The sequence below is a fragment of the Corynebacterium aurimucosum genome (assembly GCF_030408555.1).
Taxonomy (GTDB): Bacteria; Actinomycetota; Actinomycetes; order Mycobacteriales; family Mycobacteriaceae; genus Corynebacterium; species Corynebacterium aurimucosum.
Map to the genome: position 1 here is coordinate 1,820,808 of NZ_CP047048.1, position 20,843 is coordinate 1,841,650.

Sequence of the window (20,843 nt, forward strand, 5' to 3'; positions counted from 1 at the left end):
GGGTGTTACCTCAGCCGAGAATTCCGGCGCCCATCGTCGCTTTGAGATCACCCATGAGGTTGCTGGAGCGCTCCACGCGCAGATGTTCGCCGAGGACCATCATGGTGGACTCTTCGCCGTCGACAAGCGTGAGGTACACGTCAGACTCACCCTTGTTGTTGACCAAGACCTGCTTCAGCCGCGCAATGTTGTCCATGGTGCACTGATCCGTGCGCATGGTCAGGCGCAGCGGCAGACCGGCACCGTTACCCGGCCCCAAATCGGGAACGCGGATATCGGAGCAGAACAGGGACATGCGCTCATCGCGGATCTTCACCTGGACCTTGGCCAGGATGATGTTGTCTTCAGCGATCTGCGGGGCTACCAGCGAGTACACCTGGTTGAACACGAGGATATCCACCTGGGCGCCGTTATGGTCTTCGATGCTCACGATGGCCCAGGGCGAGCCATCGCGCTTGGAAAAGCGCCTGTCAACGCCCGAGATAATGCCGCCAATCACGAGCTCCTGGCCATTGCCCACTTCGCCGTTGAGGATCTTGGTAATTGGGGTATCCGTCTGCGCATTCAGTGCTTCCTCGAAACCATCAAGCGGGTGGCCAGACACGTACAGGCCGAGCATCTCCCTTTCCAGAGCCAGCTCGTGTTTACGGTCCCAGTTCTCCTCCGGGATATCGATGGCAAAAGCAGAAACAGAGTCACCCTGTTCATCCCCGCCTCCGAAGCCAGCGAAGAGGTCGAATTGCCCCTTGTCGGCTGCCTTTTTGGTCGTCTGCACCGAATCCACGGCGTCTTCATGAATAAGCATGAGGCCCTTGCGTGGGTGTTCCAGGGAATCGAAAGCACCAGCCTTAATGAGGGATTCGGTGACACGCTTCGAACAGGCCGCCAGCTCAATCTTGTCCAGATAGTCGGAGAAGGATGTGAAAGCCCCTTTCTCCCGGCGGGTCTTCACGATGGAATCCACCACTTCCCCGCCGACGTTGCGGATAGCGCCCATGCCGAAACGAATATCTTCGCCGACAGCCTGGAAGGTCTCCACCGACTCATTAACGTCCGGTGAGAGCACGCGGATGCCCAGGTGGCGGCAGTCAGCCAGGTAGATAGCGGACTTGTCCTTCTTATCACCCACCGAGGTCAACAGTGCGGCCATGTATTCCGGCGCATAGTAGGCCTTGAGGTAGGCCGTCCAGAAGGACACCAAACCATAACCCGCGGCATGGGACTTGTTGAACGCGTAGGAGGCGAAGGGCTCAATGGTGCCCCACAGAGCATCCATTGCTTCCTTGGAGTAGCCATTGTCCTTCATGCCGCTCCAGAACTTGTCATACTGCTGGGCCAGCACTTCTGGCTTCTTCTTACCCATGGCTTTACGGAAGCCATCTGCCTCGCCGGCGGTGTAGTTTGCCACTTTCTGCGAGATACGCATGATCTGCTCTTGGTACACGATAAGACCGTAAGTCTCATCGAGGATTTCCTTGAGCGGCTCCTCCAGCTCGGGGTGAATTGGGGTAATTTCCTTGCGGCCGTTCTTGCGGTCCGCATAATCCCAGTGCGCGTTCACACCCATCGGGCCCGGGCGGTAGAGCGCCAGTGACGCCACGATGTCCTTAAAGCCCGTTGGCTTCATGCGCTTGAGCAGCTCCTGCATGCCGCCCGAGTCGAGCTGGAACACGCCCAACGTATCGCCGCGCGACAGCAGGTCATAGACCTTTGAGGCATTCGGGTCGTCGGCATGGAGGTCTTCTAGGTGGACTTCCTCGCCGCGGTTTTTCTTGATGTTTTCCAGGCAGTCACCGATCACGGTGAGGTTGCGCAGTCCCAAGAAGTCCATCTTCAGCAGGCCGATGGCCTCACAGGCCGGGTAGTCCCAGCCGGTGATGTAGGCGCCGTCGGCTGGGCGCTTCCACATCGGGATGTGGTCCATGAGCCGGACCGAGGCCATAATCACCGCGCAGGCATGCACGCCGGCCTGACGGACCACGCCCTCGAGGCCGCGGGCGGTCTCATAGATCTTCTTGACGTCCGGGTCAGTCTCAATCATCTGCCGGACCTCGGCCGCCTCCGAATAGCGCTCGTGCTCTGGGTCCGTGATGCCGGCGAGCGGGATGTCCTTGGCCATGATCGCGGGTGGCAGGGCGCCGTTGATGCGGTCCGCCATCTGGAAGCCCGGCTGGCCAAAGTGCACCTTGGCGGAGTCCTTAATGGCCTGCTTGGTCTTCACGGTACCGAAGGTGATCACCTGGGCAACCTTGTCCTCGCCCCACCGCTCGGCGGCGTAGGTAATCATCTCGCCGCGGCGGCGATCATCGAAGTCGATATCGATATCCGGTGCGGACGGACGCTCCGGGTTCAAGAATCGCTCGAAGAGCAGGCCATGCTCGATGGGGTCAATGTTGGTAATCGTCAGCGCGTAGGCCACGAGCGCACCGGCCGCCGAACCACGGCCCGGACCAACGCGAATGCCGATGGAGCGCGCGTGCTTGATGAGCTCGGCCACGATGAGGAAGTAGGAAGGGTAGCCCTTCATATCGATGACGCTGATCTCGTACTCAGCACGGTCGATGTACTCCTGCGGCACATCCCCACCGTTGAAGCGATCCTTCAGGCCTTCCATGACCTCGTGGGTCAGCCAGGAGGTTGGGGTGTAGCCCTCGGGGACGTCGGCAATCGGCATGCGGTCGTGGGTGTGCTCTTCCCAAATCGCGCCATAGTCCTGCACGCGCTCGGCAATCCACAGGGTGTTATCGCAGGCCTCCGGCACCATGTGGTCCCACAGCTCACGCATCTGCGCAGCAGTCTTGATGTAGTAGCCGGTGCCGTCGAACTTGAAACGGTCCGGGTCCATGAAGGTCTTGCCGGTCTGCACGCAGAGCATGGCCTCGTGGGAAGGCGCCTGGGATTCCAGCACGTAGTGACAGTCATTGGTCACCAACGGCGGCAGATCCAGCTTGCGGCCGATCTCCAGCAGACCGTCACGCGTGCGCTTTTCGATGTCCAGCCCATGGTCCATGAGCTCTAGGAAGAAGTTGTCCTTGCCATAAATGTCCTGCCACATGGCAGCAGCTTCGAGCGCCTCGTTGAACTGGCCCAGGCGCAGGCGGGTCTGCACATCGCCGGAAGGGCACCCGGTGGTCGCGATGATGCCTTCAGCATGCTCGGCAATCAGCTCGGCGTCCATGCGCGGCCACTTACCCAACTGACCCTCATAGGAAGCTAAGGAGGAAAGCTTGAACAGGTTGCGCAGGCCGGTTTCATTCTCCGCCAGCATGGTCTGGTGGAGGTAGGCGCCGGAGGCAGAGACGTCATCGCGCTTCTGGTCCGGGGTTCCCCACAGCACGCGCTTCTTGTTGAAGCGCGATTCCGGCGCCAGGTAGGCCTCGATGCCGATGATGGGCTTCACGCCAGCACTAGTCATCCTTTGGTAAAAAGCATTGGAGCCGTACATGTTGCCGTGGTCAGTCATGCCCACCGCCGGCATACCTTGGCGGACCACCTCATCAGCCAACATATCCACCTTGGCCATGCCATCCAGCATGGAGAACTCGGTGTGGTTGTGCAGATGGACGAAGGAGGAGTTTTTGGCCATGCGGCTCATCTTAGCGGGGACGTCAAACTTCGCCCGTAGGTCCTCGTTAAGGTACATTTTCTTAAATGTTCTACACCATTGCTGCCTATCTCATGTGGGGTTTCTTCCCAGCGTTCTTCCCGCTGCTGCGCCCCGCCAGCCCGTTTGAGATTTTGGCCCACCGCATCGTGTGGACCGCCGTTCTCGTCACCGCAGTGTTGCTGGTGACAGGTGGCTGGCGCGAGCTGAAAGCGTTCAGCCTGCGCACTTGGGGGTGGATGTTTGCCTGTGGCGTGGCCATCACCATCAACTGGGGCACCTATGTCATCGCCATCAACAGCGATCACGTGGCCGATGCCGCACTGGGCTATTTCATCAACCCTCTCGTCTCCGTGGCCCTCGGCATTATTTTCCTCAAGGAGAAGCTGACGAAGGCGCAGGTGGCGTCGGTCAGCATCGCCTTCATCGCAGTGTTGTGGCTGACCTTCATGACCGGTCAGGCCCCCTATTATTCGCTGGCTTTGGCCTTCAGCTTCGGAATCTATGGTTTGCTCAAGAAACGCATCACGGTTTCCTCGATGGGCTCTGTGGCCGCGGAAACCTTGGTCATGCTCCCCTTCGCGCTGATCTACCTGGGCTACCTCCAGGCACAGGGCGAATCCACCTTCACTACCGAAGGGCCCGGGCACATCGCACTGCTGGTTACCTCCGGCCTCGTCACCGCCCTGCCGCTGCTGTGTTTCGCCCAGGGCGCTAAGCACCTGCGTCTGTCTACCCTCGGCATGCTGCAGTACATGACCCCCATCATGCAGATGCTGTGGGCGCTGTTTGTCACCCAGGAACACATGTCCACGGAACGCTGGATCGGCTTCGCCATCATCTGGGTAGCGGTCATCATTTACCTGGCGGACTTGGTGCGCATGGGCCGCGCTTCTCGACGCCGCGCCCGCCTCCACCCCGCAGAGAAAACAACCCCCAGCCGGGACTAGCGGCGCTTCAGCTCGTCGCGCGCCTCCCGAGCCCGGGCACGCCGGGCGGATTCCTCGCGCGCGTTGAGCGCCCACCGCGGCATGAGGATGGCCATGGCGATGCAGTAGATGGCCACCACGATGAGAATGCCGAAGGCGAGCCTGTCTGCTCCCCAGATCCCTTGCGCGATGGCGGCCCCAGAGGCGATGAACGCGCCCGCCCACATCAAGAGGTAGGCAAAGCGGTAGTTCGGCGGCCACTCGGAGGTGTTGGGAAATAGGCGCATGTCTTCTCCTTGGTTGTTCTATCGGTAGCTGTTCTAGCGGTTCTCATTCTGTCCGACGTTGACGGGCGGGCGCACGCCAAAGGAGCCCCATGCGGCATCCTCGGGCGCGACCTCCACGGTATCGACCCGCGGGTCGGAGGCGAGGGCGCGCAACTGACTCCCATCGGAATACACCACGACGGCGTCGACCTCCGGTGGTGCCTCCTCCCCCATGTCACGGGCATGGTCGGACACGCGGGACAGGACGGTATCGAGGACGTCGACGCGCGTGGCGCCAGTGACAGGTTCGGGAACTGCAATGGGGGCGGCCAGCCCGATCACGATGGCATCCATGCGCTGGATTGGTCTCAGCGCATCGGAGACCTCCTGTGCGCTCAGCGCCTCGCTAAAACCCACCAGGGCATAGGCTGGCTCGTCCGCCTGCGCTAGTGAGGCCTCCGCGCGTTCGCGATATTCAGCAGCAGTCTCGGTTCCATCCGGCCCCAGCTGGTCTCCTTGCAGCGCCGTGCGGGGCTGGGTGCCAAGGAGGCCGAAAGCGAGAACCACCACCAGCGCCAGCACCGCCAACAGCACCAGCGCCGCGGCCCGGCGGCGCCGATAGATGCGCTGGCGCGTGCTCCGCTGCGGGCTCATCCGCGCAAAACCTCCACGGCGTGCTTCAGGTCCTCGGGATAAGGTGCGGTGCATTCAAACCACCTGCCAGTACCCGGGTGGGTAAATCCGAGCTTTACCGCATGCAGCCACTGGCGGTTAAGCCCCACGCGCTTGGCCAGGTTCGGGTCACAGCCATACATCGGATCACCCACACAGGGATGCCCGGTGGCGGACATGTGGACGCGGATCTGGTGGGTTCGGCCGGTCTCCAAATGAACTTCGAGGAGGCTAGCCTCGCGGAAGGCCTCCAGCAGCTTGTAATGTGTCACCGCCGGTTTGCCGTCATCGACGACCCCAAATTTCCAGCCCGCCGAAGGATGACGGCCAATGGGTGCATCAATGGTCCCCACGATGGGATCCGGCAAGCCTTGGACCACGGCGTGATAGGTCTTCTTCACGGTGCGCTCGCGGAAGGCGTTCTTGAGTTGGGAGTAGGCACGCTCACTGGCGGCCACCACCATGACGCCGGAGGTTCCCACGTCGAGGCGGTGGACAATGCCCTTGCGTTCGGTAGGGCCGGCGTCGGCAAGCGCATAGCCCGCCGCCCGCAGCCCGCCAATGACGGTGGGGCCATCCCAGCCCAACGTCGGGTGCGCGGCCACCCCCACCGGTTTGAACACACAGATGACGTCCTCGTCGACATAGAGGACATCCATGCCCTCCACCAGCTCCTCCTTGGGGACAAGTGGTTCCGCAGGCGCCGGCATCATGACGTCGATCCACCCGCCGGCGTTTAAGCGCTCGGACTTGCCCACTGCCTCGCCGTCGATTTCCACGTCACCCGCCGTGCACAACTGGGCCACTCGGGCGCGGGAAATACCCAGGAGCTTGGCCAAGGCAGCGTCCACGCGCATGCCATCGAGGCCCTCGGGTACCGGCAACCTACGGCTTTCGCGCATTACACTCCCCCGCTTCCTGCTCTTCCGACTTCTCATTCATCTCTGAGTAGAACATCGCGATGATGAAAACCACCACGCCACAGGTGATTGCCGCGTCCGCGATATTGAACACTGCGAAGCTGCCCACGGAGATATAATCCACGACGTGGCCGAACCAGAACCCTGGCTCACGGACCAGGCGGTCGATGAAATTGCCCAGCGCGCCGCCAGCGATCATTGCCAGCCCGATGGCCTGCCACTTGTCGTGGATACGCGGAGCGGCGATGGCCACGCCAACGATGAAGGCCAATTGGATGGTGGTAAACAGCCACGTCGAGCCCTCCCCTCCCATGGAGAAGGCAGCGCCGGGGTTAAACAAAAGGTAGAAGCGGAACCAGTCACCGAACACCGGTAAGGCTTCACCTTCGGTGAGGATGGACAGCATCAGCGCCTTCACGGCTTGGTCGACGGCGGCCACACCGAGCACCACCGCAACCATCACTCCGATATAACTCCTTGCTTTCACCCGTTCCATTCTAAACAGGCTCATCCGGTAATTTGGAATGCGTGTTTCGTGTGAGAGCTCTAGCAGTCCTGTCCGCCACCGTCCTAGGAGTAAGCGGCGCGCTCGCCGGCTGTTCCTATTCCCAGCCGTCCAAGCCAGTCGAAGAACCGGTCGGCTTGGCCCTCGACGCCCCGCGCGTCACCCTCTTGGAGCCCGGTGACGGTGCCAGCCGCGTTCTGGCTTATCAGGATCTCGATGCTTCTCAGGAGCTGACCTACAAGGTCGCCACGGGTTTCGACCAGCAGCTGCGCAAAGATGGCAGCGCTGCCCTTTCGCCGGCGACCGAGGATACGGTCACTCTTCCGCTGCAGGCTTCGGTGGAAGCTGCCACCGAGAACGTCGAAGGCCAGCTTCCGGCGAGCCGCAACGCCTTCGTCACCGTGGGCAAGCCCGAGGCTGACGGCACGGATGTCTCTTCCGCCGAGGGTTTCCAGTTTGGGTGGCGTGGTACGGATACCGGACAGATGAATTCTCTGCGCCTAGCGGCCCCGCAGGCAGCAACCGATCAGGCCCGCAGCACAGTCGAGCGCGCTATCACCAGCCTGACCTCCCTGCCCATCGTCTTCCCAGATGAGGAAATCGGCCCCGGCGCGACATGGATGGTGGAATCGCGCGTCACTGGCGAATCCACGCTGCTGCAAACCACGACATATACCTTGGACAAGCTGGACGGGGATACCGCCACCCTCAGCGTCAAGGTGGAGCAGCGTCCTTCCCTGGGCGCGCTGTCCTTTGACGGTGCCGACGCCCCCGAGGAACTGCAGGGCAAAGAACTCAAGGTGCTCGATCACACCTCCACCTCGGAAGGCTCGGTCACAGTTGATCTGACCAAGCCGCTTCCCACCGCCGGCGATGTCTCTGTGACCACCGCCATTTCTTATGGTGCGGAAGGCTCCGATCTTCGCGTGGTGCAGACCAGCGCCACCGAAATGGAGTTCACAACCGACTAGCTAGCGCGCTTGGCGCCTATGCCGCTGCACGCGGCAGCCGCGTCACGGGTTTCCAGACAACACAGCGCCCACCACCTGACTGGCAGAAAAGCCAGTGGGTGGTGGGCGCTGAGGTTTTTGTCGGCCGAGCTTACTGAGCTGGGGCCTCAGCGGGAGCCTCAGCGTCCTCTGCAGGCACCTCGGCAGGGGCCTGCTCGGCTGGCACTTCCTCGCCTTCAGCGGGGGCGTCGGCAGGCGCCGCTGCGTCTTCCGGCACGGAATCGGCGCACATCTCCGGAACCTCTTCCGGCGGGACGATGTTGGTGACCAAAACACAAGCCCAGGTCTTAGACAGCTTCCATGTACCACTCTCGTTGATGAACTCCACCTGGTCGGCGGTCTGCTGCTGACCATCCGGGGTATTGATGTGGACGGTCGCCAGCGCGGAATCCGGCACGAGGCCCGGAATGACCGGGGCCACGACCTCGAAGGTGGCACCGGATTCGGCCTGGGACTGCGACATGACGTCGAAAAGCTCCGGCGCCGTCTCGCTACCCTGGACCAGCTGCACCTTCTCTTCCTGGGGAAGGTTCGGGTCCGCGGCCTTGGACAGAATCTCGTTGAGCTGCTCCACAGTGGGCATCTCGGTGGAGACAACCTGCGAGGCGGAGGTTTCGCCCGAAGGCTTGGCGGCGGTGCTGCTCTCGCTCGCAGCATCCTCAGAAGACGAGCAGGCGGACAGGGCAGTCGCGGCGCCCAGAGCCAGGACGGCGGCGCTCAGCTTGAAGGATTTCACAAATACTCCTCACGTAGGGGATCGTAGTTTATCCTTTTTACTTTAGCGTCCGTGAACCCAGCCCTGGGTTTCCCGCGCAGGTGCGTGGCTGTAGTAGCCTGCTGGCATGACCTTTGCCCTCATCGCCACCGGTGGCACCATCGCTTGTACGACGGTCCGTGACGGTTCCCTAGTCCCCACCGTTAGCGGCCAGCAGCTGGCCGCTTCTCTGGGCACTGACGGCGGCACGCACGACATTGAGGTGGTGGAATTCCGCGCGCTAGATTCCAGCTCAATTACGTTGGCCGACCTCGATGAGCTCCTGTTGTGCGTTCGCGAACAGCTCTCCCGCCCAGACATCGACGGCGTCCTCATCACGCACGGCACCGATTCCATGGAGGAAACCGCGCTGGCCTTGTCCCTTTTTGACTTGGGCGATGGCCCTATCGTGCTCACCGGCGCCCAGCGCGCCTTCGACCACCCGGCCGGTGATGGCCCGCGCAACCTGCGCGAGGCCTATGGGCTTCTGCGCTCCGGCAAGCCGGGCGTGTGGGTGCAGTTCGGCGGCAAGACTATCCCTGGGCGCGGTGCGCGCAAGTGGCATACTTCGCAGCTCAACGGCTTTGAGGAATTGCCGGTGGGAGACTCCACTGTGCCACTCCTCCCCTTGGCACCGATGGCCGGACATCCAGTTGAAATCATCGCGGCCTACCCGGGTGCCGGTGCCACGCTTGTCGACGCCTCCCTCCCCCACGCCTCCGGCCTCGTCATCGAGGCGATGGGTTCGGGAAACATGGGCGCGGAGATGGGTGCCGGGGTGACCCGCGCGCTGCAGGCGTGCGTGCCCGTGGTGATCAGCACCCGAACTCCCTACGGGAATACCAAGCTGGCCTATGGCGGCGCTGGCGGTGGCGCCACCTTGGGCGAGATGGGCGCGGTGGCCGCCGGCGGATTCCGCGCCGGGCAGGCCCGCATTATGCTTGCTGCGGCACTTGCTACAGGCACGCCGGTGGCAGAGATGTTTAGTAAGGCACCAACCAGCACGGCCTATACCGCGGGCTAATTGTCCTCGCGTGGTGGGGCCTCTACCGTCCCCTCGGGGGCGACGTCACCGTCAAGCTCGGCATCATTGTCCGGCAGTACGTCCTCCCAGGCCAAGGAGTCCAGCGGATCGGCTGGGCGGAGCTCTTCATCCTCAGCGGCGAAGGAGCGCACAAACCCCGGGCCCGTAGCGCGGGTTTCAAAGCGCACGCTGACCACTCCGTGGCCCGCACCCTGAATCCAACCGTGGCCGAAGTCGGGGTGATAAATGTCCTGAGTAGCACGCCATTTGCAGCTCGGCGATTCCTCGGAATCTGCAGTGGGGGAGACATCGACTGGGGTGGACGTGCTGCCCGGCAGATAATCGCTGACCCCGGTTTCATAGTCCGTGTCTGGGTCCTGGCGCACGATCTCATGGTCTAGTTCCGGAAAGAGCACGTCTTGGCGGGCCTCCTCCAACCCTGAGTAGCTCACGCCCACCAGCCTGATAGGACCGAGTTCTTCCGGGTAGCGCGCTAAACTCAGCGCTTTGGCTTCGAGCACCTTCAGATCATCTGTCGCATAGGGCAAGGTGGCTGAGCGTGACTCGATGTGAAAGTCCGCCATCCGCAGCTTCACCGTCACCGTGCGCGCGCCGCGACCATCCTTCAACAAACGGGAATGAGCGCCATGCGCCGCGCGAATCAGCGCCGCATCTACCTCTGCCGCCGTGCGCAGATCGGTGGGATAGGTGAACTCGGTGGAGATCTGTTTGGCAATCGCGCGCGGGGCAACTGGACGCTCATCAATCCCTTGGGCAAGCTCCCACAACTGCACACCCACCACACCGCCGAGCGAAATCTCGACTTCCTTGCGGCTCATTGCGGCCAGCTGGCCGATAGTCTCCACTCCGATGGCGGCAAGCTTCTGCTGGGTGACCGGCCCCGCACCCCACAGCTTTCCCACCGGCAGCGGGTGAATGAGCTCCTCGAAGCGCTCTCGTGGAACAACGAAGGTGCCGTCCGGTTTGGCCTCCCCCGAGGCGATCTTCGCGCTCTGCTTTCCCGCACCCGCACCAATAGAGCTGGGAAGGCCCGTCTCCGCTCGAATCACGCGGCGCAGGTTCTCTGCCCACTCACGAACCTCGTCGGCTGAGGCACCGACTAGTGCCTCAGGTTCCATGAAGGCCTCGTCGATGGAAAGCTGCTCGATGACCCCAGCGTGCTCCGCAATGATCTCAAATACCCGGCGCGAAGCCACCGAATAGACTGCTCGGCGAGGTTGCACCACCACGGCACGAAAACCCACGAGCTGCTGCGCGCGGAACATGGGCATGGCGGAATGCGCGCCATAAGCGCGCGCCTCATAGGAAGCACCCGCGACGACCCCGCGGCCGGACGTCCCTCCCACAAGCACCGGACGACCGCGCAGGGTGGGCCGAGTCAGCTGTTCCACCGAGGCATAGAACGCATCCATGTCGATGTGAAGAACCCAGCGCTGCATAACTACAAGTCTAAAACATATATTCGCATCCACAAGGAAGCCCTAGGCAGGCAAAGAGAACTAGCTCTCATGCGCGGCATAAGTGATCTATGCCCCACGATTGGCGCTTGGCGCTAGACACCAAACCCCGCTTGCATGCATCATGTATACATGCAAAAAGACAAGGTACCTGCCGCTGAAAGGGCCTATGAGCACCTCAAGCGCCGCATCATCGATGACGAGGTCGATGACTCGGACATGCTCTCCGAAGCCGCCCTAGCCGCCGAGCTAGGGATGAGCCGAACCCCGGTGCGCGAGGCTTTCCTCCGCTTGGAGGTGGAAGGCTTTTTGAAGCTCTATCCCAAACGTGGCGCGTTGGTCGTGCCGATTAGCCCCCGCGAGATCCGAGAAGTCTACGAGGCCCGCCTCCTCGTGGACGAGAACTCTGCGCGCCACATCTGCGGGCTATCCCCCGAGGAACGTGAACTCATTGCCGATGTCCTCGATGCCACCATCGAGGAACAAAATGCCGCCCTCGACGCTGGCGATCTGGGCACCTATACCCAACTAGACGCTAAGTTTCACCAAACCATCATGGACAACGGCGGCAACCGCCTGCTGGCGCACCTCGGCCACACGCTGCGCGAGCGCCAACAGCGTTTTACCGCCACCGCCATCGGCCGCAGCGTTGAGAAGGCCCGCGCCTTCGTGGCCCAGCACGCAGTGCTTGCCGACGCCCTCCGCACCGGCGACATCGACTCCTACCTGACCGAACTCCATTCCCACCTCAACTCCTCAAGGAAGCAACTGTGACTGTATCCGCGCATTCGAGCTCTGCTGTCGAGGCGCCCGCTACCCAAACCGACGCCTGTACAGAAGCCGACACCACTACCGAAAGCTCTGAAGGCACTGAAAACTCTGCCTGCACAGGGTCGCCCATCCGCTCCCTCGAAGCGCCGCTACCAAAGCGTGCGTGGTACCCCGTCGCTGGCTCAATGATTGCCGTGGCGTGGGGCGGAAACGAGTTCACCCCGCTGCTGGTGATGTATCGCGAGACCTCCAATTTTTCCCAGGTTACGGTCAATGGGCTTCTCGCCGCCTATGTCGTAGGTATTATCCCCGCCCTGCTGATTGGTGGCCCACTATCCGACCTGCTTGGCCGCCGCCCCCTGCTGCTCCCCGCGGCACCGCTGTCATTGGCAGGCTCTTTCTTGCTGTCCATCGCCCCCAACGAGCCACTCATCATTGCGCTGGGGCGCGTCCTGTGCGGCATGGCTTTGGGTTTGGTCATGGCCGTGGGCTCAACGTGGATTACAGAGCTCATCACGCGTGCTGGCGGGGACCCGGCGACAGGCGCCCGCAAAGCGTCCTTGTGCTTGACCGCAGGCTTCCTCGTGGGCGCAGGTATCGCTTCGGTACTGGCTCAGTGGGGCCCATGGCCGACCCACACGGCTTATATCCTCCACATGTTGCTTACGTTACTGACCGCCGTGTGGATCCTGCATACCCCGGAGACCCGCCAGCCCAGCCGGGGCGACGTCAAGACCACAGTCTTGGAGCTTCGGGTGCGCGACATGCTGGAGATGCTGCATATCCCAGCCGTTGCTCACAAGCGTTTCCTGCGCGTCGTCGTCCCCGTGGCCCCGTGGGTATTCGGTTGCGCGGGAGCAGCCTATGCGCTGCTGCCACAGCTCTTGTCCGATTCGGCAGGTGATGCCCCTATCGCTTTCTCCGGCCTGATGACTGTCATCACCCTCGGCTGCGGTGTCGCCGTCCAGATGTTGGGCCGTCTGGTGGATACCCATCAGTCTGCACGCGCCTCGGCGCTGGCCATGTTCGTCATCACCGTCGGCGCCATCCTCGGGGCCTTCGCCGCTCATTCGCTCTCCCTCCCGCTCGGCATCGCAGCCGCTGCGACGATGGGTGCGGGATACGGCCTAGCTCTCGTCGCCGGCTTGTCTGAAGTCCAGCGCATCGCGGGCGAGCGCGAGCTCGCCGGCCTGACCGCCGTGTACTACTCCATTTCCTACACCGGCTTCTTCATCCCCATGGCCTTCAGCGCGCTTGCACCCTACATAGGTTTCACCGCGTTGTTCAGTATCGGCAGCTTCTTGGCGCTAGTCTGCCTCATCAACGTCATCCTTGCCTGGCGCGCGCACCTGCCCGGCACCCGCCGCTAGCGCAGCCCCCCCACAATCACTGCATCTTCCCGAAACACCCCTGCGCTCGGGGCAATCTCCCGAGCATCCCGTAACCACGGCGTCCTTCCTTAGGCTGCCCTGCGCTTCCTGTGCACAGACGCTAAAAGCTCCGCCTCCCGCATCCGGGAAGCGGAGCTTTTCTGCAACCGTTTACGTCGCTGTTGTCGCCTTAGGCCTTAGCCACCGTGGCGGTCACGCCCTTAAGAACATCATGGACGTTCTGGCCAGCACTAGGCGCGAGAGCCTCGGTCGTCACAGCGAAGTCGACAGCGAGCACCTCCGCCGCGATATGCTCGCGGTGCCGGTTGGCCCATTCCTCCTTCTCCGCGGGGACAGACAGGACCACGGTGATGCGGTCGGTGACCACGAAGTCCTCGGCCTTGCGGGCATCCTGCAGGCCACGGATGACATCCGCCGCCCAGCCCTCAGCCTCCAGCTCTTCGGTGACGTTGGTATCCAATACCACCAAGCCATCCACGCCGTCCACGCGCGCCGTGGACTCCGGGTTCGCAGCCTTGAGACGTTCCGTGTACTCATCCGGGGTCAAGCGGATATCGCCGTCAACGATAACCTCCTCGCCGTCACGCTCGTAGTTGCCCGCCTTCAGGTTCTTGATGGCGCGCTGTACGTCCTTGCCCAAGCGCGGGCCTGCCACCTTGGCGTTGCAGACCACCTCGAAGGTGCCAACCTCATCGACGTCAGCGGTCAGCTCAACGTCCTTAACGTTGACCTCATCGCGGATGATGTCCTTAAAGTCGGCCAAGCGAGCCGAATCCGGCATCGCCACGGTCAGCTTCGGCAGCGGCAGGCGGTTGCGCAGCTTATTGGACTTGCGCACAGACGACGCCGCCGAAGCCACCGCGCGGGTGGCATCCATGGCGGCCACCAGGTCCGCGTCAGCCGGGTAGTCCTCGGCCTTCGGGTAGGAAGCCAAGTGCACAGAGCGCTCACCGGTCAGGCCGCGGTAGATGACCTCAGCCACGTGCGGCAGCAACGGAGCCACCACGCGAGAGACCGTCTCCAGGACCGTGTACAGGGTGTTGAAGGCCTCCGGGTGGGTCTCCTCGCCCTCCCAGAAGCGGTCGCGGGAGCGGCGCACGTACCAGTTGGTCAAGGCATCCGCGAAGAGACGAACCTCCTCGGTTGCCGTAGCAATATCGGTATTCGCCAGCGCATCATTCGTGTTCTTCACCAAGTCATGCGTCTTGGCCAAGATGTAGCGGTCCAGAACGTTGGTGGAGCTGACATCGAACGTCGCGTCCTGGGAAGCGTAGAGCTGCAGGAAGGTGTAGGCATTCCAGATCGGCAGGATGGCCTGGCGCACGCCCTCACGGATGCCCTGCTCGGTGACGATGAGGTTGCCACCGCGCAAGATCGGCGAGGACATGAGGAACCAGCGCATGGCATCCGAACCATCGCGGTCAAAGACCTCGTTGACGTTCGGGTAATTACCCTTGGACTTGGACATCTTCAGGCCGTCATTGCCCAGAACGATGCCGTGGGCCACAACCTTCTTGTAGGCCGGGCGGTCAAAGAGCGCGGTGGACAGCGCATGCATGACGTAGAACCAGCCGCGGGTCTGGCCGGAGTACTCCACGATGAAGTCCGACGGCGAGTGGCTCTCAAACCACTCCTTGTTCTCAAACGGGTAGTGCTTCTGCGCAAACGGCATGGAACCGGACTCAAACCAGCAATCCAACACATCCGGCACGCGGCGCATCGTGGACTTGCCCGTCGGATCATCCGGGTTCGGGCGGGTCAGCTCATCGATGTGCGGGCGGTGCAGGCTGGTAGGACGCACGCCGAAGTCACGCTCCAACTCATCCAGAGAGCCGTAGACATCCACGCGCGGGTACTCCGGGTCATCGGAGATCCACGCCGGGATCGGAGCGCCCCAGTAGCGGGTACGGGAGATGTTCCAATCACGAGCGCCCTCCAGCCACTTGCCGAACTGGCCGTCGCGGATGTGCTCCGGCAGCCACTCGATCTCGTTGTGGTTGAGCTCCACCATGCGGTCACGGAACTCGGTCACCTTGACGAACCATGCTGGCAGAGCCATGTAGATGAGCGGCTCGCCGGAGCGCCAAGAGTGCGGGTAGGAGTGCTCGATGGTCACGTGGCGCACCACGCGGCCAGCTTCCTTCAGGTCCTTGATGATGGACTTGTTAGCGTCGAAGACCAGCTGGCCCTCGTAGGGTGGCACCTGCGAGGTGAACTTACCGTCCTCATCCACCGGGATGACCAGGCCCACGCCGTACTTCTGGCAGGTGAGCATATCGTCCTCACCGAAGGCCGGAGCCTGGTGAACCACGCCGGTACCGTCCTCGGTGGTGACGTAATCTGCGAGCAGCAGCTGGTAGGCGTTCTCGACATCCGGGAAGAAATCGAAGATGGGCTGGTACTTGAAGCCCTCTAGCTCAGCGCCCTTGAACGTCTTGAGAACTTCCGCCTCACCCAGCTCCTTGGCCAGGGTGCCGGTGAGCGCTTCGGCCATGATGAAGGTGCGGCCAGCAAAGTTGCCCTCGGTGGCCTTGAACAAGACGTAGTCGACCTCCGGGTGGACCGCCAGCGCCAGGTTGGACGGCAGGGTCCAGGGGGTGGTGGTCCAGGCGAGGAAGGAGGCATCGGCAAGCTCGGCGTTATCCGCCAACGTCTTCTGCGCTGCGCTTCCCTCCACAGCGCCAGCTACCGGGAAGGTCACCGTCAGGGTCGGGTCCTGGCGCATTTTGTAGGAATCATCCAGGCGTGTTTCCTGGTTCGACAGCGAGGTGTGCTCAGCCCAGGAGTACGGCAGTACCCTAAAGCCCTGGTAGATCAGGCCCTTGTCATAGAGCTCCTTAAACGCCCACATCACGGACTCCATGTAGTTCAAGTCCATGGTCTTGTAACCGTTCTCGAAGTCCACCCAGCGGGCCTGGCGGTTAACGTACTCTTCCCACTCATCGGTGTACTCGAGGACGGACTTGGCGCAGTACTCGTTGAACTTCTCCAAGCCCATCTCCTCGATCTGGGCCTTATCGGTGATGCCGAGCTGTTTTTCTGCCTCCAGCTCTGCCGGCAGACCGTGGGTGTCCCAGCCGAAGACGCGCGGGACGTGGTTGCCGGCCATGGTGCGGTAGCGCGGGACGATGTCCTTGACGTAACCGGTCAGCAGGTGACCGTAGTGCGGCAGGCCGTTGGCAAAGGGAGGGCCATCATAAAAGACGTACTCGGGGCAGCCCTCGGTTTGCTCGAGGCTGGCTTTAAAGGTGTCGTCACCTTTCCAGTACTTCTGGACTTCCTGCTCCATATCGGGGAAACGGGAAGACCCAGCAGTCATATCGACTTTGGGATAAACACTGCCGACGTTCGCGGGGTTATTACTCATCTAAAAATTCCTTCACTCGTTCGCTGTGGCGGGGACGCGCCTTGCGGCTCGCGGTACCACCCCGCTTGGGCACCGAGGCGCCCCGCTTCGTTGATGTGAAGGAGATGACGGTCCCTACCCGCCCGGTTCTAATAATGCTCCGCTAAGCGCGAAGCACGTTCTTCCGGAATGCTCCCCGGTGATAGCCGGCTCACTGCATATGCCTAAAAGTATAGCGAGGCGGTCAAGTTTTCACAGGCCCAGGTTCCCGAAAGCCTCAAAATAGAAACGCCAGTACATAAAAGAGGCACCTGGGATAAGGTTTTCCACAGGAACATTTTTTCTAATGCGCGCAGGTCATAAGGTGTTTTAAGCTCCACAAATATGAACGCGCTACAGACTTTCCTCAACGCACTCGGGGCCGGCATCGATGTCGTCGCCGAGTGCGAAGGCATGTCTGAAGCAGACCTCATCGCCGCCGGTTCCCCAGACAAAACCGCGGCGGAGTTGGTACGGCTGCATACGAGCTTCTTTGGCAAGACCGCCATGACGCGGATGCAACGCGACGCAGTGAAGGCAGCGCGCCAACGCAGGCATTCTTTGCCTACCTTGGAGATCATCGACCGCTATGCCCGCAAAGCCAAAACACAAGCGTTGGGTTGGAAACTACGCCTAGAACTCTGCCGGACGAGCGCCGATACCCTCGCGATGGAAACACTGGCGAAAAAGAAGCTCAAGGAACACTCGGCACCACCCACGCCGAAAGAGGGCGTGACTGTTTACCGCCGCCGCAATGCACCGTGGACGATGGCAATAACAGGTCCCTCGCACCTGATTGCAGAGCTTAGCGACGCCATCGACCGCGAACGCCCCCTCAAGTCCATCCGCGAGGCCATCTTCAAAGGTGCTGCCCCGCGCCGCGGCCTGCAGACTAATATCCTCGTACCACTGGAGGCCATGACAAAGATCCTCGACGGTGACGGCGAGGAAATCACCCTTCACATGACCAACGGTGCCACGATGACCGGCGCGGAATACATCAACAAGGTCATCGCCGATGAGATCGATAAAGAAGGCGCACTCGCGACCCTTTTCCACCCCTATCACGGGCCGGTCAACCTCTACTACGAGGAGCGCTCGGCCAGCATCAAGCAACGCATTATGGCTATGGCCGAGTTCCCAGTCTGCGCGTGGGATAAGTGCATGAAACCAGCCGATGAATGCCAGGTTCACCATCTCATCGCGTGGAAGAACGGCGGGTACACCAACCAAGAAAACTTGGTGATGCTCTGTCCCTATCACAACGGGGTGAACCAGGATGATCCGAATGCGCCGCCGGGTCGCGGCCGCATGGCTCGGGTCGGGGGTAAAGCGAAAAGGACACACGGCCCTCCCCCACCGCCCACGCCGTTGCAAGCGCCTCCCGGGCTATTCGGCACCCCGGAAAGAAACGACTAGGAGCTACACAACTAGGAGTCTTCGCACAAGCAGCCCTCCACCCAGAATTATCACTGGACCGAGGGCTACTCGTCGTGTCCGAGATACGCGCGCTACAGGTTTTCTGCGGGACCGGGCTACTCGTCGTGCTTGCGGCGGAGTTTAATCACGGTGTCTGCAATGAAAAGAACAATGCCCACCCCGGCGGAAGCGAAGAGTAGGTACAAAGACCACTCAGCGGCAGTGAGGATGTAGTTCACGAAGGCCAAGAAAGCGACAAAGGCCAACAGCAATGCGCCGATAAGCATGCGTGCTCTCCTTCCCCACCAATGATTAAGGGCTCTGTGCTTTACAAAGAATGTATACCTACGAACGTATACCTACATAAAAGAATAACGGCGCCCCCGCAGGGACGCCGTTCATTCACTGATTAATAGTTGGACTTGCCGGTTTCACCGTTGGGAGCAGCGGTGCCGCGGGACTCCAGCTCCTCAAGCTGAGACTGCAGCAGGGTCTTGAGGCGGGTACGGTACTCGCGCTCGAAGGTACGCAGCTCGGAAATGCGAGCCTCCAGAGCGGTCTGCTGCTGCTTGACCGTGTTCATGACCTCGGTGTGCTTCTTCTCGGCATCTGCCTGCAGGGCAGCTGCCTTCTCCTCAGCCTGGCGAATCTGTGCCTCGGCGCGGGACGTTGCGTCAGACTCAGTCTGCTTTGCCTTGTTCTCGGCATCCGCCACCAGCTTCTTGGAGCGGGTATCGGCTTCCTGCAGCTGTGCATCGTAGCGCTTCTGGGCGTCAGCAAGCTGGGCCTTGGAGTGCGAGTCGGCGTCGGCAAGCTGCTTCTCTGCAGCCGTACGAGCCTCAGCGAGCATGGACTCGGAATCAGCCTTAGCCTCGCTGGTAAGACGGTCCGCCATCTCCTGAGCCAGACCCAGCACGCGGGCGGCCTGCATGTGGGTATCCGGGGTGGCGAGGCCCTGTTCGGTGGACTGAGCAGCACCTGCACCAGCCACAGCAGCGGCGGAGGAGGCAGTGGTGGAAGCAGCCGAGTTCTTCTTTGCGGACTCCAGCTCCTTCTTGGTGCGCTCCAGCTCCTTCTTGGAGGCCTCGAGCTCGCGCTTGGCGGCAGCAGCTTCTTCGCGAGCAGTCTTAAGCTCCGCGGAGTTGTCCTGTGCCTGAGCAGCCGGTGCCTGGGCGGACTGTGCCTGAGCGGCCTTCGCCTGCTCCTGCGCACGCTTGGTCTCTTCCTTGGCCTTGGCAATCTCGTTCTTGGAGTCAGCCAGCTTTGCTTCGTACTCGGCGCGCAGCTTGGACTCGACTTCCTTACGTACGGCGGCCTCATCGACCTTTGCGGCAGAAGCGCCGCCAGCAGCGGGAGCCGGAGCCTGAGACTTCAGTTCCTCAACCTGGGCGTGGAGATCATCGTTCTCATCCTGCAGCTGAGCAAGAGCATCCTCAACGAGGTCGAGGAACTGATCGACCTCATCCTCGTTGTAGCCACGCTTGCCAATTGGCGGCTTGCTGAAAGCGACGTTGTGTACATCAGCTGGTGACAGTGGCATTGACTTCTCTTCCCCTTACGAATCGGTCAAACCTCTAGAGGGTCCAGAGGCCGGGTACATATGCGGTTAATAATACGGATTGTGGTAACTCATTGTATCCGAATCAACACATTATCTAACGCTGGCACGAGTCTCAACGTTAACAGGAGGGTTTAATACACCCGTTTATTACATTGCAAGCCCATTGGCGCTGAAAAATAGCCAGCCAATAAGTTGCGAAAGGATGGACAAAAGCAGGAACAAAACGATGATGGAAACGTCGAGCGCAATGCCTCCTAGCTGCAGCGGCGGAATAACCTTACGCAGCGCCTTAACTGGCGGGTCAGTGACGACGAAGAGCACCTCGGCAACCATCATGAACCAGCGGGGCGGATTGAATTGGCGCGAGAAAGACTGAATCATCTCGATGACGATGCGCGCCAACAAAATCCACGAGTAAAGACTCACGGCGACGAGCAGAATTGAACCTAAAGCATTCACAGTGCCCGAGCCTATCCGAACCACCCCCGCGGACGGTACTCCCCTGCCCGAGGGTTCGCCCTCGGCGAACAGAGATGGCACCGCGGCAGCCGCACCGCCGCCGAGAATACCGCTCCGCTTAGACCGCTAGGGAAATAGCGAGAAAACCAACAAACCGCCCCATCGCCCCCTCCCCCTTAGCCAACACAGGGGAAAATAGGCGATGAAGCGGTTAAAGCGCGAAGTCTTTAGCGCAGGTGCGCTGCGCGTTCGAGCTCAACAGTGGAGATATCGGCGCCCTTCGGCACGATAGCGAAAACCTTACGGCTGGTGTCCACGCCCTTCGTCAGGTTCTTCATGCGGCCTTCCAGTGCAAAGCAGAGGCCAGCAGCGAAGTCAACGAAGCGCTTTGCGGAGCCGCGATCAGCGTCAGTGAGCTCGAAGACCACTGCGTCACCGTCACGGAAGGGGCCGCCAACCTTCGCTGCATCGTCGAAGGAAACGAGCGACAGCGCCACGATAGTCGGGACAAATTCCTCTTCCTGCTTTTCGTAGGAAGGTGCATACGCCGGAGCGCTATAAGCGCGCTCGTCTGCGTAGTAAGCATCGTCGGCGTCCATGTCCATCGGGCCTAGCCCGAAGAACTCTTTAGTCCTATCAATCAGTGACATTCTGGGTCTCCCTCTGACCTAGTGTGCTGTTCATTTGCTGTCTTG

Annotated in this window: 18 protein-coding genes; 6 read left to right on the plus strand and 12 right to left on the minus strand. The window is 61.4% G+C overall.

Annotated features, from left to right (window positions below; genetic code table 11):
* Positions 1 to 10: 10 nt before the first annotated feature.
* Positions 11 to 3,586 (minus strand): DNA polymerase III subunit alpha, encoded by a 3,576-nt coding sequence (gene dnaE / locus CAURIM_RS08580; RefSeq protein ID WP_201827826.1) that lies wholly within the window; start codon positions 3,584 to 3,586, stop codon positions 11 to 13.
* Positions 3,587 to 3,651: 65 nt separating this feature from the next.
* On the opposite strand from dnaE, the gene rarD reads away from it, so the two are divergent.
* The gene (rarD, locus tag CAURIM_RS08585) at positions 3,652 to 4,554 is read left to right on the plus strand and encodes an EamA family transporter RarD (RefSeq protein ID WP_070711454.1); all 903 of its coding nucleotides are present in this window, start codon (positions 3,652 to 3,654) and stop codon (positions 4,552 to 4,554) included.
* Here rarD and CAURIM_RS08590 read toward each other — a convergent pair.
* From CAURIM_RS08590 to lspA, 4 genes are read right to left on the minus strand one after another with little or no spacing between them, the layout of a single operon-like run.
* Positions 4,551 to 4,820, minus strand: a complete 270-nt coding sequence (locus CAURIM_RS08590) for a permease (RefSeq protein ID WP_201827823.1) — start codon at positions 4,818 to 4,820, stop codon at positions 4,551 to 4,553. The genes rarD and CAURIM_RS08590 overlap by 4 nt on opposite strands.
* A 33-nt stretch (positions 4,821 to 4,853) precedes the next feature.
* Positions 4,854 to 5,453, minus strand: coding sequence for a hypothetical protein (locus CAURIM_RS08595; protein ID WP_201827820.1), 600 nt, complete (start codon positions 5,451 to 5,453; stop codon positions 4,854 to 4,856).
* On the minus strand, positions 5,450 to 6,373 hold the full coding sequence (locus CAURIM_RS08600; RefSeq protein ID WP_201827817.1) for an RluA family pseudouridine synthase: 924 nt from the start codon (positions 6,371 to 6,373) through the stop codon (positions 5,450 to 5,452). Before CAURIM_RS08600 ends, CAURIM_RS08595 begins: the two co-directional genes overlap by 4 nt.
* Positions 6,357 to 6,887 carry a signal peptidase II gene (lspA, locus tag CAURIM_RS08605; RefSeq protein ID WP_070711456.1) on the minus strand — a complete coding sequence of 177 codons (531 nt, stop codon included), beginning with the start codon at positions 6,885 to 6,887 and terminating at the stop codon, positions 6,357 to 6,359. Before lspA ends, CAURIM_RS08600 begins: the two co-directional genes overlap by 17 nt.
* 32 nt (positions 6,888 to 6,919) lie before the next feature.
* Here lspA and CAURIM_RS08610 point away from each other — a divergent pair, with 32 nt between their 5' ends.
* Positions 6,920 to 7,867, plus strand: a complete 948-nt coding sequence (locus CAURIM_RS08610) for a DUF6263 family protein (protein ID WP_201827814.1) — start codon at positions 6,920 to 6,922, stop codon at positions 7,865 to 7,867.
* 130 nt (positions 7,868 to 7,997) lie between these two features.
* Here the strand turns inward: CAURIM_RS08610 and CAURIM_RS08615 are convergent, their stop codons facing one another.
* Entirely contained in the window at positions 7,998 to 8,642 is a 645-nt protein-coding gene (locus CAURIM_RS08615; protein WP_070729797.1) for a WKL family lipoprotein, read from the minus strand.
* Between the two features lie 106 nt (positions 8,643 to 8,748).
* Here CAURIM_RS08615 and CAURIM_RS08620 point away from each other — a divergent pair, with 106 nt between their 5' ends.
* On the plus strand, positions 8,749 to 9,684 hold the full coding sequence (locus CAURIM_RS08620) for an asparaginase (RefSeq protein WP_201827811.1): 936 nt from the start codon (positions 8,749 to 8,751) through the stop codon (positions 9,682 to 9,684).
* Here the strand turns inward: CAURIM_RS08620 and CAURIM_RS08625 are convergent.
* The gene (locus CAURIM_RS08625; protein ID WP_201827808.1) at positions 9,681 to 11,144 is read right to left on the minus strand and encodes a DNA polymerase IV; all 1,464 of its coding nucleotides are present in this window, start codon (positions 11,142 to 11,144) and stop codon (positions 9,681 to 9,683) included. The genes CAURIM_RS08620 and CAURIM_RS08625 overlap by 4 nt on opposite strands.
* A gap of 150 nt (positions 11,145 to 11,294) precedes the next feature.
* Here CAURIM_RS08625 and CAURIM_RS08630 point away from each other — a divergent pair, with 150 nt between their 5' ends.
* Complete coding sequence (locus tag CAURIM_RS08630; RefSeq protein ID WP_070643720.1) at positions 11,295 to 11,936, plus strand: GntR family transcriptional regulator; 642 nt, start codon at positions 11,295 to 11,297, stop codon at positions 11,934 to 11,936.
* A 182-nt stretch (positions 11,937 to 12,118) separates the two neighbouring features.
* Positions 12,119 to 13,303: an MFS transporter gene (locus tag CAURIM_RS08635; protein WP_343884000.1), complete on the plus strand. Its 1,185-nt coding sequence runs from the start codon at positions 12,119 to 12,121 to the stop codon at positions 13,301 to 13,303.
* 190 nt (positions 13,304 to 13,493) lie between these two features.
* Here CAURIM_RS08635 and ileS read toward each other — a convergent pair whose 3' ends face one another.
* Positions 13,494 to 16,691, minus strand: a complete 3,198-nt coding sequence (gene ileS / locus CAURIM_RS08640; RefSeq protein WP_201827801.1) for an isoleucine--tRNA ligase — start codon at positions 16,689 to 16,691, stop codon at positions 13,494 to 13,496.
* Positions 16,692 to 17,054: 363 nt separating this feature from the next.
* On the opposite strand from ileS, the gene CAURIM_RS08645 reads away from it, so the two are divergent.
* Entirely contained in the window at positions 17,055 to 18,128 is a 1,074-nt protein-coding gene (locus tag CAURIM_RS08645) for an HNH endonuclease signature motif containing protein (RefSeq protein ID WP_201827799.1), read from the plus strand.
* A gap of 116 nt (positions 18,129 to 18,244) precedes the next feature.
* Here CAURIM_RS08645 and CAURIM_RS08650 read toward each other — a convergent pair whose 3' ends face one another.
* From CAURIM_RS08650 to CAURIM_RS08665, 4 genes are all read right to left on the minus strand, one after another.
* Positions 18,245 to 18,415 carry a hypothetical protein gene (locus tag CAURIM_RS08650; protein WP_167595650.1) on the minus strand — a complete coding sequence of 57 codons (171 nt, stop codon included), beginning with the start codon at positions 18,413 to 18,415 and terminating at the stop codon, positions 18,245 to 18,247.
* Between the two features lie 122 nt (positions 18,416 to 18,537).
* Positions 18,538 to 19,668 (minus strand): DivIVA domain-containing protein, encoded by a 1,131-nt coding sequence (locus CAURIM_RS08655; protein WP_201827795.1) that lies wholly within the window; start codon positions 19,666 to 19,668, stop codon positions 18,538 to 18,540.
* Positions 19,669 to 19,836: 168 nt separating this feature from the next.
* On the minus strand, positions 19,837 to 20,148 hold the full coding sequence (locus CAURIM_RS08660) for a YggT family protein (RefSeq protein ID WP_070445308.1): 312 nt from the start codon (positions 20,146 to 20,148) through the stop codon (positions 19,837 to 19,839).
* 227 nt (positions 20,149 to 20,375) lie between these two features.
* The gene (locus tag CAURIM_RS08665) at positions 20,376 to 20,798 is read right to left on the minus strand and encodes a cell division protein SepF (protein ID WP_012715146.1); all 423 of its coding nucleotides are present in this window, start codon (positions 20,796 to 20,798) and stop codon (positions 20,376 to 20,378) included.
* Positions 20,799 to 20,843: the final 45 nt, after the last annotated feature.